Here is a 16,567-nt window from a genome sequence, read left to right as displayed (position 1 = left end):
GTGTCCACTGACAGCGCGCATCCCGGTGGAGGGTTCAACCCGCCGGATCCCACGACCCGCGGTGGACCGGACTACGGCCGCTTCGTCGAGGCGGTGCGCACGCTGCAGGACCACGCCAAGGCCGCCGACGCGCCCGACGCGGTGATCGCCGAGGCCGCCGACCTGATCGAGAAGGTGTCGGCCCTGCTGGCGCCCTACGACGCCGACGAATGGAACTCACCGTCGGGCCGGCGCATGGACCTACCCAACCGCGGGAGCATCTCGACGGTGCCGACGCAGCTGCACGTCACCGCCGACCAGCGGATCGCGGGCAGCGCGTACTTCCGGCGGTTCCACCTCGGCCGCAACGGCGCGGTGCACGGCGGGCAGTTGGCGCTGCTGTTCGATTCGCTGCTGGGTTTCACCGCGGCGAAACTGACCCGCAACCCCTACCAGCGCACGGCCTACCTGCACGTCGACTACCGAAAGATCGTGCCGATCGAGAAAGAACTGCAGGTCGAGGCGGGTATCGACCGCATCGAGGGCCGCAAGATCTTCGTCGTCGGGCGCCTGAGCGACGGCGACGACGTGCTCGCGGAGGCCGAGGCGCTGTTTGTGCGCCTCAAACCTGGGCAGCCTTGACCCCATCGGGCTCGGGGCGCGGGTCGCCCCACCGATAGCATGGTCGCGATCGTATTGCGTCCCGCAACCATAGGAGAGTCCCCGATGAGCGCCGCCGCCAGCTCCGCCCCCGCAGCCCCGATCCGGGTCGCTGCAGGGACCACCGCCGGGGCGGCGGTCCGCGAGGCGGGACTGCCGCAGCGCGGCGCCGTCGACGCCGTCGTGGTGGTCCGCGACGCCGACGGCCGGCTGCGCGACCTGTCCTGGGTGCCCGACGCCGACGTCGAGGTGACCCCGGTGGCCGCCGACACCGAGGACGGCCGCAGCGTCATCAGGCACTCCTGCGCCCACGTGCTGGCGCAGGCCGTGCAGGATCTGTTCCCCGAGGCCAAGCTGGGGATCGGGCCGCCCATCGTCGACGGCTTCTACTACGACTTCGACGTCCCGCAGCCGTTCACGCCCGAGGACCTGGAGAAGCTCGAGAAGCGGATGCAGAAGATCGTCAAGGACGGTCAGCTGTTCGACCGGCGGGTCTACGAGTCCAAGGACGAAGCCCGTCGGGAACTCGCAGGCGAGCCCTACAAGCTGGAGCTGGTCGACGACAAATCCGGGGCCGACGATCCCGAGGTGATGGAGGTCGGCGGCGACGAACTCACCGCCTACGACAACCTCAATCCGCGCACCAAGGAACGGGTCTGGGGGGACTTGTGCCGCGGCCCGCACATCCCGACCACCAAGCACATTCCGGCGTTCAAGCTGACCCGCAGCTCCGCGGCCTACTGGCGGGGCAACCAGAACAACGCGAGCCTGCAGCGCATCTATGGCACGGCCTGGGAATCGCAGGAGGCCCTCGACAAGCACCTCGAGCTCATCGAGGAGGCGCAACGCCGCGATCACCGCAAGCTCGGGGTGGAACTCGACCTGTTCAGCTTCCCCGACGAGTTGGGTTCGGGCCTTCCGGTTTTCCACCCGAAGGGCGGCGTGGTGCGTCGCGAGCTCGAGGACTACTCGCGCCAAAAGCACCTGGAGGCGGGCTACGAGTTCGTCAACACCCCGCACATCACCAAGGAGCACCTCTACATCACCTCGGGGCACCTCGAGTGGTACGCCGACGGCATGTTCCCGCCGATGCACATCGACGCGGAGTTCAACGAGGACGGTTCGGTCCGCAAGCCGGGGCAGGACTACTACCTCAAGCCCATGAACTGCCCCATGCACCATCTGATCTTCCGGTCGCGGGGCCGTTCCTATCGTGAACTTCCGTTGCGGCTCTTCGAGTTCGGCAGCGTCTACCGCTACGAGAAGTCCGGCGTCGTCCACGGCCTGACCCGGGTTCGCGGCATGACCCAGGACGACGCGCACATCTACACCACGCGCGAGCAGATGCGCGACGAGCTCACCCGGCTGCTGCAGTTCGTGCTGGATCTGTTGCGCGACTACGGTCTCGACGACTTCTACCTGGAGCTGTCCACCAAGGACCCGGAGAAGTACGTCGGCTCCGACGAGATCTGGGAGGAGGCCACCGACACCCTGCGTGAGGTGGCCGAGGCCTCCGGCCTGGACCTGGTGCCCGATCCGGGCGGCGCCGCGTTCTACGGGCCGAAGATCTCGGTGCAGGTCAAGGACGCGCTCGGACGCAACTGGCAGATGTCGACGATCCAGCTGGACTTCAACATGCCCGACCGGTTCGAGCTGGAGTACACCGCCGCCGACGGCAGCAGGCAGCGGCCCGTCCTGATCCACCGGGCGCTGTTCGGTTCCATCGAGCGGTTCTTCGGGGTGCTCACCGAGCACTATGCGGGCGCGTTCCCGGCTTGGCTGGCGCCGGTGCAGGTGGTCGGCATCCCGGTCGCCGACGCGCACCTGGACTACCTGTATGACGTTGCCGCGCAGCTGAAGTCGCGTGGTATCCGCATCGAGGTGGATGCCAGCGACGACCGGATGGCCAAGAAGATCGTCAACCACACCAACCAGAAGGTGCCCTTCATGCTTTTGGCGGGGGACAAGGATGTGGAGGCAGGCGCGGTTTCCTTCCGGTTCGGGGACCGCACCCAGATCAACGGGGTGCCCCGCGAACAGGCGTTCGACGCCATCGCCGAATGGATCGAGCGGCGTGAGAATGCCGTTCCCACCGCCGAATTGGTCAACGCGGTACCCGCGATGAGCGCTGGCGCGAAGAGCCAGGTAGCCCCGACGTGACCGATCCGGACGAGCGGAGGATCGTCGACCACGGTGTCGGCGACCCCGACCATCTGCAGCGACTGTGGACCCCGCACCGGATGAGCTACATCGCCGATGCGGTCAAGGGCGACAACAAGGTTGGGTCTGCCGGGTCGTCGGAACCGTTCACCGACATCCCGGAGCTGTCCGATGAGGACGGCCTGATGGTGGCCCGCGGGCAACAGGTGTACGCGGTGCTGAACCTGTATCCGTACAACCCCGGACACCTGATGGTGGTGCCCTACCGGCGGGTGTCGGAGCTGGAGGACCTCACCGCCGAGGAGAGCGCCGAGCTGATGGCGTTCACGCAGAAGGCGATTCGCGTGATCAAGGCGGTGTCCCGGCCGCACGGCTTCAACGTCGGGCTCAACCTGGGCACGTCGGCGGGCGGTTCGCTGGCTGAGCATCTGCACATGCACGTGGTGCCGCGCTGGGGCGGCGACGCCAACTTCATCACGATCATCGGCGGCGCCAAGGTGATCCCACAGTTGCTGCGCGAGACGCGGGTGCTGCTGGCCACGGAATGGGCCAAGCAGCCGGGCCCGGCGGGAGTGGAGCGGTGAGCAACCTGTTCCTGATGAGCCGGGCCGCCTACGTCAAGCTGTCCCGTCCGGTGGCCAAGGCCGCGCTGCGTGCGGGCCTGACCCCCGACATCGTCACCATCGTGGGCACCGCAGGCTCGGTCACGGCCGCCCTGACGCTCTTCCCGATCGGCCAGTTGTGGTGGGGCGCCTTCGCGGTGTTCGTGTTCGTACTCGCCGACATGCTCGACGGCGCCATGGCCCGCGAACGCGGCGGCGGGACCCGGTTCGGCGCGGTGCTCGACGCCACCTGCGACCGGATCGCCGACGGCGCGGTGTTCGCCGGCCTGGTGTGGTGGGCGGCGTTCGGTCTGGGCAGCCCGGCGTTGGTGGTCGCCACGCTGATCTGCCTGGTGACCTCCCAGGTGATCTCCTACATCAAGGCCCGCGCCGAGGCCAGCGGCCTGCGCGGGGACGGCGGCATCATCGAGCGACCCGAGCGCCTGGTGATCGTCCTGGTGGGTGCCGGGCTGTCCGGGGTGCCGTTCCTGCACGTGCCCTGGCTCGTCGACGTCGCCATGTGGCTGCTCGCCGTGGCCAGCATCGTGACCGTCGCGCAGCGTCTGCACGCGGTGCGCACCTCGCCCGGTGCCATGGAACCGCTCAACCCGTCCCAACCCACCGAGTCGAACGAGCAGAGCGAACTGTGACGATCATCAGCCGGATCCCGCTGCGCGGACAGATGACCGACATGGGTTACGCGGCGGGCTGGCAATTGGTGCGCACCATGCCGGAGTTGTTGGCCCGCAACATGTTCGAGGCCGGCGCGTGGTACGCGTCGCTGGGCGGCGGGCCCGGGCAACTGCGCAAGAACCTGGCCCGCGTCATCGGGGTGGCACCGGCGGAGGTGCCCGACGAACTCATGCGGGAATCGCTGGCGTCCTATGCGCGGTACTGGCGCGAAGCATTCCGGCTGCCGTCGATGGACCTGCCCGCCGTCGCCCGGCGCCTCGATGAGGTGGTGCTCGGCGCGGACAAGCTGCAGGCAGCCCACGACGCCGGCCGCGGTGGCATTCTCGCGCTTCCGCACAGCGGCAACTGGGACATGGCCGGGGTGTGGTTGGTGAGCAAGTACGGCACCTTCGCCACCGTGGCCGAACGGCTCAAACCCGAATCGCTGTACCGGCGGTTCATCGAGTACCGCGAGAGCCTCGGCTTCGAGGTGTTCCCGCTGTCCGGAGGGGAACGGCCGCCGTTCGAGTTGCTCGCGCAGCGTCTGCGCGACAACAGGTTCGTGTGCCTGATGGCCGAGCGGGATCTGACCCGCAGCGGTGTCGAGGTCGACTTCTTCGGCGAACCCACCCGGATGCCCGCCGGATCGGCGAAGCTCGCCATCGAGACGGGTGCGCCGCTGTACCCGACACACGTCCACTACGACGGCGACGACTGCGTCGTCGAAATCTTCGATCCGCTCGACACGTCGTCGGGCGATGTCGGGATCATCACCCAGGCGCTGGCCGATCAGTTCGCGAAGAACATCGCCGCGCACCCGGCCGACTGGCACATGTTGCAGCCGCAGTGGCTCGCGGACCTCTCCGATGAGCGCCGCGCCCGGTTGGGCACCTGATGAGCGCTTGCGCGAAGAAGCGACGGAACTAAAGCCATGCGAATCGGGATGGTCTGCCCCTACTCGTTCGACGTGCCCGGCGGCGTGCAATCCCATGTGCTGCAACTCGCCGAGGTGATGCGCGAGGCCGGCAACGAGGTCAGCGTCCTGGCTCCGTCGTCGCCCCACGTCAAGCTGCCCGACTACGTGGTGTCGGGCGGCAAGGCCGTGCCGATCCCGTACAACGGCTCCGTGGCCCGATTGCGGTTCGGGCCCGCCACTCATCGCATGGTCAAGAAGTGGCTGGCCCGCGGTGACTTCGACGTGCTGCACCTGCACGAGCCCAACGCGCCGAGCCTGTCGATGCTCGCCCTGAACATCGCCGAGGGACCGATCGTCGCGACGTTTCACACCTCGACGACGAAGTCGCTGACCCTGTCGGTGTTCCAGGGCATCCTGCGCCCGCTGCACGAGAAGATCGTCGGCCGCATCGCAGTGTCCGACCTGGCCCGGCGCTGGCAGATGGAGGCGCTGGGATCCGACGCGGTGGAGATCCCCAACGGGGTCGATGTCGCGTCGTTCGCCGATGCTCCGGTACTCGACGGCTATCCGCGCCCGGGCCGCACGGTGTTGTTCCTCGGCCGGTTCGACGAACCCCGCAAGGGGATGGCCGTGCTGCTGGGCGCCCTGCCGAAACTGGTCGAACGGTTCCCCGACGTCGAGATCCTCATCGTCGGGCGTGGCGACGAGGACGCCTTGCGGGAACAGGCAGGCGACCTGGCGTCGCACCTGCGGTTCCTCGGTCAGGTCGACGACGCCACCAAAGCATCGGCGATGGCCAGTGCCGATGTGTACTGCGCCCCCAATCTCGGTGGCGAGAGCTTCGGCATCGTGCTGGTCGAGGCGATGGCCGCGGGCACGGCGGTGGTGGCCAGCGATCTGGACGCCTTCCGGCGCGTCCTCGACGACGGTCGCGTCGGCCGGTTGGTGCCGGTGGACGACGCGGACGCTCTTGCCGGCGGCCTGATCGAGATGCTGGCCGACGACTCGGCGCGGGCCCGCTACATCGCGGCGGCCACCGAGTACGTCGGCCGTTTCGACTGGTCGGTGGTGGCCGGCGAGATCATGCGGGTGTACGAGACCGTCGCCGGAGCCGGGACGAAGGTGCGCGTCGCAGGCACCCCGGCCAGAAGTGCCGCAGCTGGAGGTTCGGCGTCATGACCGCGGAGATCGTCGTCGGCCTGCTGATCCTGCTGGTCGTGGTGCTGTTGCTGGTGGGGATGTGGGCATTCCAGACGGCCAACCGACTCGACCGGCTGCATGTGCGCTACGACCTGTCCTGGCAGGCCCTCGACAGCGCTCTGGCGCGCCGCGCCGTGGTGGCGCGTGCCGTCGCCGTCGACGCGTATGCGGGCAGCCCACCGGGCAGACGGCTGGCCGCACTCGCCGACGCCGCCGAGCGAGCACCGCGCTCAGCCCGCGAAACCGCCGAGAACGATCTGTCGGCCGCGCTCGCAGCCGTCGACCCGGCGTCATTGCCGGTGGCACTGGTCGCCGAGTTGGCCGACGCCGAAGCGCGGGTGCTGCTGGCACGCCGCTTCCACAACGACGCCGTCCGCGACACCCTCGCGCTGCGCGAACGACCCGCCGTACGCACCCTGCGGCTGGGCGGCACCGCGGCGCTGCCCAGCTATTTCGAGATCGCCGAGCGCGCCGACGCGTCGAGCAGCACCGCAGGCCCGGTCAGTCGTCGCACGTCGGCGCGGGTGGTGCTGCTCGACGAATCCGGCGCGGTGCTGCTGCTGCGGGGCAGCGACCCGGCGATCGACGCACCGGACAAGCCGGCGCCACGCTGGTGGTTCACCGTCGGGGGCGCGGTGCAGCAGGGGGAGGATCTGCTTGCCGCCGCCGCGAGGGAACTCGCCGAGGAGACCGGCCTACGTGTGGACCCCGCAGACTTGATCGGACCGGTCTGGCGCCGCGACGCGGTGATCGACTTCAATGCATCGGTGATCCGCAGCGAGGAGTACTTCTTCATCCACCGCACGGCGCGGTTCGAACCTTCGGCATCGGGCCGCACCACCCTGGAACGTCATTACATCCACGGCCACCGCTGGTGCGATGCAACAATGATCGCCGAGTTGGTCGCCGGCGGGGAGACCGTGTATCCGTTGCAGTTGGGTGAGCTGTTGGGGCAGGCGGTTGACCTGGCCGAACAGTCGTCTGAAGGGCAGACGGGCACGCGGGGACCTGCGCACCGCGAGCTGCAAGCCATCCGTTGATGCGGATTCCATGGATTTGGCAGCTCGATTAGACTGAATCAGTAGAAATTTGGAGGAGATAGCAGTGGAAACCGCGGTGCAGAACGGTGCAACGAATCAGACCGGTACCGCGCGCGTGAAGCGCGGAATGGCTGAGATGCTCAAGGGCGGCGTCATCATGGACGTCGTCACGCCCGAGCAGGCGAAGATCGCCGAGGCCGCCGGTGCGGTGGCGGTGATGGCTTTGGAGCGGGTGCCTGCCGATATCCGGGCACAGGGCGGGGTGTCGCGGATGTCGGATCCCGACATGATCGAGGGCATCATCTCCGCGGTCACCATCCCGGTGATGGCCAAGGCGCGGATCGGGCATTTCGTCGAGGCGCAGATCCTGCAGGCCCTGGGTGTGGATTACATCGACGAGTCCGAGGTGCTCACCCCGGCCGATTACACCAACCACATCGACAAGTGGCGGTTCACCGTGCCGTTCGTGTGCGGGGCGACCAATCTGGGTGAGGCGCTGCGGCGGATCACCGAGGGCGCGGCGATGATCCGGTCCAAGGGGGAGGCCGGCACCGGGGACGTCTCCAATGCCACGACGCATATGCGCAAGATCGGTGGTGAGATCCGGCGGCTCACCTCGATGAGCGAGGACGAGTTGTTCGTGGCGGCCAAGGAGTTGCAGGCCCCATATGAGTTGGTGGTGGAGGTGGCCAAGGCGGGCAAGTTGCCGGTCACGCTGTTCACCGCCGGTGGTATCGCCACGCCTGCGGATGCGGCGATGATGATGCAACTTGGCGCCGAGGGTGTGTTCGTCGGATCCGGCATCTTCAAGTCGGGCAACCCCGCGCAGCGGGCCGCGGCGATCGTCAAGGCCACCACGTTCCACGACGACCCCGACGTGCTGGCCAAGGTGTCGCGCGGGCTGGGTGAGGCCATGGTCGGCATCAACGTCGACGACATCCCCCAGCCGCACAGGCTCGCCGAACGCGGCTGGTAAACACAACAGGTGGCAATTGAGGAGATCCTTGACCTCGAGCAACTCGAGGTCAACATCTACCGCGGTGGCGTGTTCAGCCCGGAATCGGGCTTTCTGCAGCGCACGTTCGGTGGTCATGTAGCCGGTCAGTCGCTGGTGTCCGCGGTGCGGACCGTCGATCCGCGCTTCCATGTGCACTCGCTGCACGGCTACTTTCTGCGGCCGGGTGACGCCCGCTCGCCGTCGGTGTACACCGTCGAGCGCATCCGCGACGGTGGCTCGTTCTGCACCCGCCGCGTCAGCGCGATCCAGCACGGCGAGACGATCTTCACGATGTCGGCCTCGTTCCAGACCGACCAGACCGGGATCGAACACCAGGACGCGATGCCCGACGCGCCGGGGCCCGACGACCTACCCGGCTTCCGGTCCGGGGGAGCGTTCGACGATGCCGGGTTCGCCCAGTTCGCCGAGTGGGACGTGCGGATCGTGCCGCGCGACCAGGTGAGCACGCTGCCCGGCAAGGCTTCCCAGCAGCAGGTGTGGTTCCGCCATCGGGACCCGCTGCCCGACGATCACGTGCTGCACATCTGCGCGCTGGCCTACATGAGCGATCTGACATTGCTGGGTTCGGCACAGGTACACCATCTCGACGTGCGCAAACACCTGATGGTGGCGTCCCTGGACCACGCCATGTGGTTCATGCGGCCCTTCCGGGCCGACGAGTGGCTGCTCTACGACCAGTCGTCGCCGTCGGCGTGCGGGGGCCGGTCGCTGACGCAGGGCAAGATATTCAACCGGGACGGCGCGATGGTGGCGGCCGTGATGCAGGAGGGGCTGACCCGCTACCAGCGGGATTTCACGCCTTCGGAAGGAAAATGACCAAGCACGTAGGAGTGCTCGCCCTTCAGGGCGACACCAGGGAACATCTGGCTGCGCTGCGCGCCGCAGGGGCCGACGCGAGCACAGTGCGCAGGCTCGCCGAACTCGACGCGGTCGACGCGCTGGTGATTCCCGGCGGGGAATCGACCGCGATGAGCCATCTGCTGCGCGAGTTCGATCTGCTGGAACCGCTACGGGCGCGCATCGCCGAGGGTTTGCCCTGCTACGGGTCCTGTGCGGGGATGATCCTGCTGGCCACCGAGATCGCCGACGCCGGAGTCGAGGGGCGCGCGGCGCTGCCGCTCAAGGGAATCGACATGACCGTGCGCCGCAACGCGTTCGGCCGCCAGGTGGACTCCTTCGAAGGCGACATCGACTTCGAAGGTCTGGACAGTCAGGTGCACGCGGTGTTCATCCGGGCGCCGTGGGTAGAGCGCGTCGGACCCGACGTGCAGGTGCTGGCCCGGGCTGCCGACCACATCGTGGCCGTGCGTCAGGGGCCGATGCTCGCGACGTCGTTTCACCCGGAGATGACCGGCGACCTGCGCATCCACAAGCTGTTCGTCGACTCGTTGTGACCGTCCTTACCATCCGCTGACCTGGGCCTATGGCGGGACACAGGAAGTCCCCGGCGGATACATAGGTTCGGCAAATCGGGGCAGGTCTTAATGGTCGTGTGACAACGACTCTCGAAGAAGATCCCGCTGCCGTCGAGCCCGGTTCGCAACCGCGCCGGGTTCGCCGGGATCTCGCGTCGGCCGAGCGGCTGGCGTTACCGATTCTGCTGGTGGGCACCGCGGTGGCCTACCTGTGGAACATCACCGTCAACGGGATGGGCAATGAGTTCTACGCCGCCGCCGCGCAGGCCGGCGCCAAGAACTGGGAAGCCCTGTTGTTCGGGTCGCTGGACGCCAACAACTTCATCACCGTGGACAAGCCCCCGGTATCGCAGTGGGTGATGGCGCTGTCAGGCCAGCTGTTCGGCTTCAGCAGCGCAAGCATGCTCATCCCCGAGGCGCTGATGGCCGTCGGCGCGGTGTGGCTGCTGTACGCCGCCGTGCGCCGGATCAGCGGACCTCGCGCCGCGCTACTGGCCGGTGCCGCGCTGGCAGTCATGCCGGTGACGGCACTGATGTTCCGGTTCAACAACCCCGACGCGGTGATGGTGCTGTTGATGACGGCGGCTGCGTATTGCTCGGTGCGCGCGCTGCAGCAGTGCGCCGGAGGCTCCGGCGCACGCTGGATGGCGCTTGCCGGCGTCGCGCTCGGATTCGCGTTCCTGGCCAAGATGCTCGAGGGTCTGATGGTCATGCCGGCGATCGGGCTGGTCTACCTGGTCGCCGCACCCGTCACGATGCGTCGACGGCTGCTGCACCTGCTGGGCTCGCTGGTCGCCTTCCTCGTGTCGTCGGGCTGGTTCGTGCTGCTCACCCTGCTCTGGCCGGCGTCCTCGCGGCCGTACCTCGCCGGTTCGACCGACAACAACTTCATGAACCTGGTGCTGGGCTACAACGGGTTCGGCCGCGTGCTCGGCCACAACCACTACGGCATGAAGCCAGGCGCTCACCCGACGCCCGATCCGGCGAGTGGCCCGGGCGCCGCAGCCGCCCAGCATCACGGCGGTTTCGGTGGCTGGGGCAACCAGGTCCAGGGCCTGCCCCGGCTGTTCACCGGCGAGTTCGGTTTCGAGATCGGCTGGCTGATCCCCGCGGCGCTGCTGGCGGTGGTACTGGTGCTGGTCTCCCGTGGGCGGGCGCCGCGCACCGACATCGTGCGAGCCGGAGCCATCCTGTTCGGCACCTGGCTGGTGATCGACGGGCTGGTGCTGAGCTTCATGAAGACCAATGTGCATCCGTACTACTGCCTGTCGCTGGCCCCCGCCGTCGCCGCCATGTTCGCCATCGGCATCCATGAGATGTGGCGCCGCCGCGCCGACTGGTTGGGGCAGATCGGTTTGGCGGCAATGCTTCTGGGAACCGGAGTGTGGAGCTTCTGGATCCTGGGCCGCAACGCGTCCTGGCTGCCGCCGCTGCGGTGGGCGATCCTCGCGGTGGCCGTGCTGGCCACGGTGGCTCTGCTGTGGGGGTTGCGTGCGGCTCGCCGCGGCGTCGCGGTCGCCGCACTGGCCGCTGCACTGATCGGCGGGTTCGCCGGGACGACGGCGTACACGGTGGCAACTCTGGGTCAGCCGCACACCGGCGGTGGCCCGAGTGTCGGACCGGCTGATCCCGATGACAGCCACGGGCACGGCTGGTTCACCGACAACCCCGGCGTGGATTCGATGCTGCGGGGCACCACGACCAAGTGGTCGGCGGCCATCAACCGTTCGTCGGCGGCGGCGAACCTCGAGTTGTCCACCAACACGGCGGTGATGGCGATCGGTGGCTTCACCGGTAGCGATCCGGTGCCGACGCTGGAACAGTTCCAGGCCTATGTCGCCGGTCGGCAGATCACCTACTACATCCTCCCGGAGTCCAAGGACCACGGCGGAGGCTTCTTCGGCAACAATTCGCACACCGACATCACCGACTGGGTCAAGGCGAACTTCACCTCGACCAAGGTGGGTTCGGACACGGTCTTCGACCTGAGCGCCCCGCTGAAGAAGCAGTAGCGGCGCGGCACTGTGGCGATCAACGGTGCCATGCTCGCGTCGGGTGCGTCGTCGACGCACAACGGCCCGTCCGCTCGGACCCGGGCGTCCGCCCACGTAGAATGGGCAGCCGGAGTTTCACCAGAAAGAGGGCGTACCTGCATGAGCGGCCATTCCAAGTGGGCCACCACAAAGCACCAGAAGGCCGTCAAAGACGCGCGCCGTGGTAAAGAATTCGCCAAGTTGATCAAGAACATCGAGGTGGCTGCGCGCACCGGCGGCGGTGACCCGGGCGGTAACCCCACGCTGTACGACGCCATCCAGAAGGCCAAGAAGACCTCGGTGCCCAACGACAACATCGAGCGGGCCCGCAAGCGTGGGGCCGGTGAAGAAGCCGGTGGCGCCGACTGGCAGACCATCATGTACGAGGGTTACGGTCCCAACGGTGTCGCAGTGCTCATCGAGTGCCTGAGCGACAACCGCAACCGGGCCGCCGGTGAGGTGCGGGTCGCGATGACGCGCAACGGCGGCAACATGGCCGATCCCGGTTCGGTGTCCTACCTGTTCTCCCGCAAGGGTGTGGTGACGCTGGAGAAGAACGGCCTGACCGAGGACGACGTGCTGCTGGCTGTGCTCGAAGCCGGCGCCGAGGAGGTCAACGACCTCGGCGACGCATTCGAGATCGTCTCCGAACCCTCCGACCTGGTCGCGGTCCGCACGGCGCTGCAGGACGCCGGTATCGACTACGACTCGGCCGAGGCCAGCTTCCAGCCCTCGGTCACCGTTCCGGTCGATCTCGACGGCGCACGCAAGGTGCTCAAGCTGGTTGATGCGCTTGAAGATAGCGACGACGTCCAAGAGGTGTACACCAACATCGACATCCCCGACGATGTTGCCGCAGCCCTCGACGAGGATTAGCCGGTAGTGGGGGCGGTTCGCGATCCCCAGAATGTGAAGTGGACGGTGCGCCGGCGGTGGCTGCCATGGCGCCCACGCCGAAAGATGCCCGAAGACTGGGGCGTCGGCGACATGTCCCTGTCCGACGGCGACGACGTCATCAGCATCGTGCTGAACATCGTCGTCCTGGTGCTGTTGATTCCCGTGGTGTTGTTGGCGCTGCTGGTCGCCGCCGAGTTCCTGCTGCTGTTGCTTCTGCTGCCGCTGTGGGTGCTGGCCCGGTCACTGTTCGGCACCCCGTGGATCATCGTGGTGCGCCGCCGGCACAAGATCGTCGTCGAGGAAGCCGTGCGCGGCTGGAGCGCCACCAGCGACCGGATCGAGCAGCTCAAGGCGGCCATCGCGGCCGGGGAGGCCGGCCCGGCCGCCGCGTCGGCTGCGTAGAACCTCAGAAGCTCGTCGCGAGTGGCCAGTTATGGCGCGGATTGTGGGAAATTCCGGTCATAACTGGCCACTCGACGTCCCGCTGGCGCCGCCCTAACCGATCGCGGCGACCGCCGCGGCGATCGGTGTCTCGCCGGAGATCACCTCGAACGTCTCACCAGCCGTCCGCGGTGCGTCGAGAACAGCCCGCAACACCGCGGCCACATCGGCACGTGGGATGGTGCCGCGCCCGGTGAATTCGGCGATCCGCACGACGCCGCTGCCTGCCTCGTCGGTGAGCCCGCCGGGCCGAACGATCGTGGTCTGCAGCCGCGAGCGGGCCCGCACGTTCGCGTCGGCGTCCGCCTTGGCCCGCATATAGGCGCGGAACACCTCGTCGTAGCCGTCGTCGAGGGTCCGGTCATCGGCGGACAGCGCTGAGATCATCACGTACCGCGCGACGCCCGCGGCCTCGGCAGCGTCGGCCAGCAGGATCGCGGCATCGCGGTCGACGGTCTCCTTGCGGGCCGCGCCGCTGCCCGGCCCGGCTCCTGCCGCGAACACCACCGCGTCGGCGCCTCGTACCTGCTCGGTGACCTCGTCGACCGAGGCCTGCTCCAGGTCCAGCACGACAGCCCGGGCGCCTGCGGCCTCTAGGTCGGCGCTTTGGGCCGGGTTGCGAATCAGCCCGGTCGCCGAATCCCCGCGCTCGGTCAGCAGTCGTTCCAGGATCAGGGCGATCTTGCCGTGTCCACCGGCGATCACGACGTGCATGATGTCTCCTCCAGCCTTGGTCGGGTCGCTACCAGCATGCAACGCCGCGCCCGGGCCGGATGAGCCCGCCGGTTCTGAGCGTGTCCCTGCCGCACCCGGTCGGTGGCCCACGCTAGGCTCTCGAACAGATGTTCTGACGAAAGGGTTCGCGTGCGGGTGATGGGAGTCGATCCCGGGTTGACGCGTTGCGGGCTGTCCGTGATCGAGAACGGGAAGGGCCGGCAGGTCATCGCCTTGGATGTGGACGTCGTCCGCACCCCGGCCGACGCGCCGCTGCAGAAGCGGCTGCTCACCATCAGTGACACCGTCGAGTACTGGATGGACACCCACCGGCCCGATGTGATCGCCATCGAGCGGGTCTTCGCGCAGCAGAATGTGTCTACGGTGATGGGCACCGCCCAGGCCGGCGGCGTGATCGCGCTGGCGGCCGCGCGCCGGGACATCGACGTGCACTTTCACACACCGTCCGAGGTGAAGGCCGCGGTCACCGGAAACGGCCGGGCCGACAAGTCTCAGGTCACCGAGATGGTCACCAGAATCCTTGCACTGCAAGCCAAACCGACTCCCGCCGATGCGGCTGACGCGCTCGCGCTTGCGATCTGTCATTGCTGGCGAGCGCCGATGCTGGCGCGGATGGCCGCCGCGGAAGCGCTCGCGGCCGAACAGCGCCGCAAGTATCAGGCGAGGCTCAAGGCGGCCCGGGCATGATCGCATCGGTCCGCGGCGAGGTCATCGACATCGCTCTCGATCACGCCGTCATCGAAGCCGCGGGCGTCGGCTACAAGGTGATGGCCACCCCGACCACCTTGGCGAACCTGCGTCGGGGCACCGAGGCCCGGTTGATCACCGCGATGATCGTGCGCGAAGACTCCATGACGCTCTACGGGTTCGCCGACGGGGACGCGCGGGACCTTTTCCTGACGCTGCTCGGCGTGTCCGGCGTCGGTCCGAAGATCGCGCTCGCGACGCTGGCGGTATATGACCCGCAGGCGCTGCGTCAGGCTCTGGCCGACGGCGACGTGACCGCGTTGACGCGGGTGCCGGGTATCGGCAAACGCGGCGCCGAGCGGATGGTGTTGGAGCTGCGCGACAAGATAGGGGCGGTGACTGCCGGCGCCACGGGCGGGGTGGGCGGCCACGCTGTCCGCGGTCCTGTGGTGGAAGCCCTTGTCGGCCTTGGTTTTCCGGCCAAGCAAGCCGAAGACGCGACCGACAAGGTGTTGGCCAACGATCCCGAGGCCACCACGTCCACCGCGTTGCGATCGGCGCTGTCGATGCTCGGTAAGAAGTAATCATGGGTCGGTTCGACGACGCCGAGGAGCCCGACGACCGCGAGGTGACGCCGGCGCTGACCGTAGGCGAAGGCGATATCGACGCCAGCCTGCGACCCCGTTCGCTCGGTGAGTTCATCGGTCAGCCGCGGGTGCGGGAGCAGTTGCAGCTGGTGCTCGAAGGAGCCAAGAACCGCGGCGGCACACCGGATCACATCCTGCTGTCCGGGCCGCCGGGCCTGGGCAAGACGTCGTTGGCCATGATCATCGCCGCGGAGCTGGGCTCATCGCTGCGTCTCACGTCGGGTCCTGCGCTGGAACGGGCGGGGGACCTGGCGGCCATGCTGTCCAACCTCGTCGAGCACGATGTGTTGTTCATCGACGAGATCCACCGCATCGCCCGCCCCGCCGAAGAGATGCTGTACCTGGCGATGGAGGACTTCCGCGTCGACGTCGTCGTGGGCAAAGGTCCTGGGGCCACGTCCATTCCGCTGGAGGTCGCGCCGTTCACCCTGGTCGGTGCGACCACCCGGTCCGGCGCTTTGACCGGACCGCTGCGGGACCGGTTCGGGTTCACCGCGCACATGGATTTCTACGAGCCGGTGGAGTTGGAACGCGTGCTGGCCCGCTCGGCAGGCATCCTCGGCATCAGTCTCGGCGCCGATGCCGGGGCGGAGATCGCGATGCGTTCCCGGGGCACGCCGCGCATCGCCAACCGGCTGCTGCGCCGGGTCCGCGACTACGCCGAGGTGCGCGCCGACGGCAACATCACCCGGGACATCGCCAAGGCCGCACTGGAGGTCTACGACGTCGACGAACTGGGTCTGGACCGGCTGGACCGGGCCGTCCTGTCCGCGCTGACGCGGAGTTTCGGCGGTGGGCCGGTGGGGGTTTCCACGTTGGCGGTGGCAGTCGGGGAGGAGGCCACCACTGTCGAGGAGGTGTGCGAACCGTTCCTGGTCCGCGCGGGGATGGTGGCGCGCACCCCGCGGGGTCGGGTGGCAACCCCACTGGCCTGGACTCACCTCGGCATGCAACCGCCGATAACGGGTCTGGGCCAGGCCGGGCTGTTTGAATAGTCGTCATGGTCTTCGCCGGTTTGGTTTTCGCCGCCCTCGCCGCGGTTCTGCATGTGTACATCTTCGTGATGGAGTCGCTCACCTGGACCTCGCCGCGCACCCGCGCGACCTTCGGTACCACCGCCGAAACCGCGGAAATCACCAAGGAGTTGGCGTTCAACCAGGGCTTCTACAACCTGTTCCTGGCCATCGTGACGGGCATCGGCATCCTGGGAATCGCATTGGGGCACAACGCTGTCGGTGTCGCCCTGGTGTTGGCCGGGGCCGGCTCCATGCTGGCCGCGGCGCTGGTTCTGCTCACCACCTCACCGGACAAGGCCCGTGCCGCCATCACGCAAGGCGTTTTCCCGCTGATCGCGGTGCTGCTGGTGGCCATCGGGGTCGCCCTCTAAGGCCGAGCAGACACCAAAGTCCGCGACACGCGGGGTTTCCGGTACCGCGGTGTCTGCTCGGCCAGAGACTGATTGGCC

Annotated in this window: 18 protein-coding genes; 17 read left to right on the top strand and 1 reads right to left on the bottom strand. The window is 68.0% G+C overall.

What is annotated here, in order from left to right:
* The 13 genes from BTO20_RS19455 (at window position 1) to BTO20_RS19395 (ending at window position 12,994) form a co-directional block, all read left to right on the top strand.
* Window positions 1-621 carry a PaaI family thioesterase gene (locus BTO20_RS19455; RefSeq protein ID WP_087077903.1) on the top strand — a complete coding sequence of 207 codons (621 nt, stop codon included), beginning with the start codon at window positions 1-3 and terminating at the stop codon, window positions 619-621.
* 84 nt (window positions 622-705) lie between these two features.
* Window positions 706-2,799: a threonine--tRNA ligase gene (thrS, locus tag BTO20_RS19450; protein WP_087077902.1), complete on the top strand. Its 2,094-nt coding sequence runs from the start codon at window positions 706-708 to the stop codon at window positions 2,797-2,799.
* The gene (locus tag BTO20_RS19445; protein ID WP_087077901.1) at window positions 2,796-3,383 is read left to right on the top strand and encodes an HIT family protein; all 588 of its coding nucleotides are present in this window, start codon (window positions 2,796-2,798) and stop codon (window positions 3,381-3,383) included. The genes thrS and BTO20_RS19445 overlap by 4 nt, the downstream gene beginning before the upstream one ends.
* A complete protein-coding gene (gene pgsA / locus BTO20_RS19440) occupies window positions 3,380-4,051 on the top strand; it encodes a phosphatidylinositol phosphate synthase (protein WP_087077900.1) in 672 nt (223 codons plus the stop codon). The genes BTO20_RS19445 and pgsA overlap by 4 nt, the downstream gene beginning before the upstream one ends.
* Window positions 4,048-4,968 carry a phosphatidylinositol mannoside acyltransferase gene (locus BTO20_RS19435; RefSeq protein ID WP_087077899.1) on the top strand — a complete coding sequence of 307 codons (921 nt, stop codon included), beginning with the start codon at window positions 4,048-4,050 and terminating at the stop codon, window positions 4,966-4,968. The genes pgsA and BTO20_RS19435 overlap by 4 nt, the downstream gene beginning before the upstream one ends.
* A 36-nt stretch (window positions 4,969-5,004) precedes the next feature.
* Window positions 5,005-6,168 carry a glycosyltransferase family 4 protein gene (locus BTO20_RS19430; protein ID WP_087077898.1) on the top strand — a complete coding sequence of 388 codons (1,164 nt, stop codon included), beginning with the start codon at window positions 5,005-5,007 and terminating at the stop codon, window positions 6,166-6,168.
* Window positions 6,165-7,229: an NUDIX hydrolase gene (locus tag BTO20_RS19425; protein WP_087077897.1), complete on the top strand. Its 1,065-nt coding sequence runs from the start codon at window positions 6,165-6,167 to the stop codon at window positions 7,227-7,229. The genes BTO20_RS19430 and BTO20_RS19425 overlap by 4 nt, the downstream gene beginning before the upstream one ends.
* Window positions 7,230-7,293: 64 nt before the next feature.
* The gene (gene pdxS / locus BTO20_RS19420; protein ID WP_087077896.1) at window positions 7,294-8,205 is read left to right on the top strand and encodes a pyridoxal 5'-phosphate synthase lyase subunit PdxS; all 912 of its coding nucleotides are present in this window, start codon (window positions 7,294-7,296) and stop codon (window positions 8,203-8,205) included.
* Between the two features lie 9 nt (window positions 8,206-8,214).
* Window positions 8,215-9,063, top strand: coding sequence for an acyl-CoA thioesterase II (tesB, locus tag BTO20_RS19415; RefSeq protein ID WP_087077895.1), 849 nt, complete (start codon window positions 8,215-8,217; stop codon window positions 9,061-9,063).
* The gene (gene pdxT, locus BTO20_RS19410; protein ID WP_087077894.1) at window positions 9,060-9,641 is read left to right on the top strand and encodes a pyridoxal 5'-phosphate synthase glutaminase subunit PdxT; all 582 of its coding nucleotides are present in this window, start codon (window positions 9,060-9,062) and stop codon (window positions 9,639-9,641) included. Before tesB ends, pdxT begins: the two co-directional genes overlap by 4 nt.
* A 98-nt stretch (window positions 9,642-9,739) precedes the next feature.
* A complete protein-coding gene (locus BTO20_RS19405) occupies window positions 9,740-11,674 on the top strand; it encodes an ArnT family glycosyltransferase (RefSeq protein ID WP_087077893.1) in 1,935 nt (644 codons plus the stop codon).
* A gap of 141 nt (window positions 11,675-11,815) precedes the next feature.
* Window positions 11,816-12,571 (top strand): YebC/PmpR family DNA-binding transcriptional regulator, encoded by a 756-nt coding sequence (locus BTO20_RS19400; protein WP_087077892.1) that lies wholly within the window; start codon window positions 11,816-11,818, stop codon window positions 12,569-12,571.
* A gap of 84 nt (window positions 12,572-12,655) precedes the next feature.
* Window positions 12,656-12,994 carry a hypothetical protein gene (locus BTO20_RS19395; protein ID WP_087077891.1) on the top strand — a complete coding sequence of 113 codons (339 nt, stop codon included), beginning with the start codon at window positions 12,656-12,658 and terminating at the stop codon, window positions 12,992-12,994.
* A gap of 93 nt (window positions 12,995-13,087) precedes the next feature.
* On the opposite strand, the gene BTO20_RS19390 is transcribed toward BTO20_RS19395, so the two are convergent.
* Complete coding sequence (locus BTO20_RS19390) at window positions 13,088-13,747, bottom strand: NAD(P)H-binding protein (protein ID WP_087077890.1); 660 nt, start codon at window positions 13,745-13,747, stop codon at window positions 13,088-13,090.
* Between the two features lie 150 nt (window positions 13,748-13,897).
* On the opposite strand from BTO20_RS19390, the gene ruvC reads away from it, so the two are divergent.
* From ruvC to BTO20_RS19370, 4 genes are read left to right on the top strand one after another with little or no spacing between them, the layout of a single operon-like run.
* A complete protein-coding gene (gene ruvC, locus BTO20_RS19385) occupies window positions 13,898-14,455 on the top strand; it encodes a crossover junction endodeoxyribonuclease RuvC (RefSeq protein WP_029372290.1) in 558 nt (185 codons plus the stop codon).
* On the top strand, window positions 14,452-15,039 hold the full coding sequence (ruvA, locus tag BTO20_RS19380) for a Holliday junction branch migration protein RuvA (protein WP_087077889.1): 588 nt from the start codon (window positions 14,452-14,454) through the stop codon (window positions 15,037-15,039). The genes ruvC and ruvA overlap by 4 nt, the downstream gene beginning before the upstream one ends.
* Before the next feature lie 2 nt (window positions 15,040-15,041).
* Window positions 15,042-16,097 (top strand): Holliday junction branch migration DNA helicase RuvB, encoded by a 1,056-nt coding sequence (ruvB, locus tag BTO20_RS19375; RefSeq protein ID WP_087077888.1) that lies wholly within the window; start codon window positions 15,042-15,044, stop codon window positions 16,095-16,097.
* A 5-nt stretch (window positions 16,098-16,102) separates the two neighbouring features.
* The gene (locus BTO20_RS19370; protein ID WP_087077887.1) at window positions 16,103-16,489 is read left to right on the top strand and encodes a DUF1304 domain-containing protein; all 387 of its coding nucleotides are present in this window, start codon (window positions 16,103-16,105) and stop codon (window positions 16,487-16,489) included.
* The last annotated feature ends 78 nt before the right edge of the window (window positions 16,490-16,567 follow it).

Origin of the sequence: Mycobacterium dioxanotrophicus (assembly GCF_002157835.1) — a bacterium.
Taxonomy (GTDB): domain Bacteria; phylum Actinomycetota; class Actinomycetes; order Mycobacteriales; family Mycobacteriaceae; genus Mycobacterium; species Mycobacterium dioxanotrophicus.
This window is presented reverse-complemented; position numbering and strand designations above follow the sequence as displayed.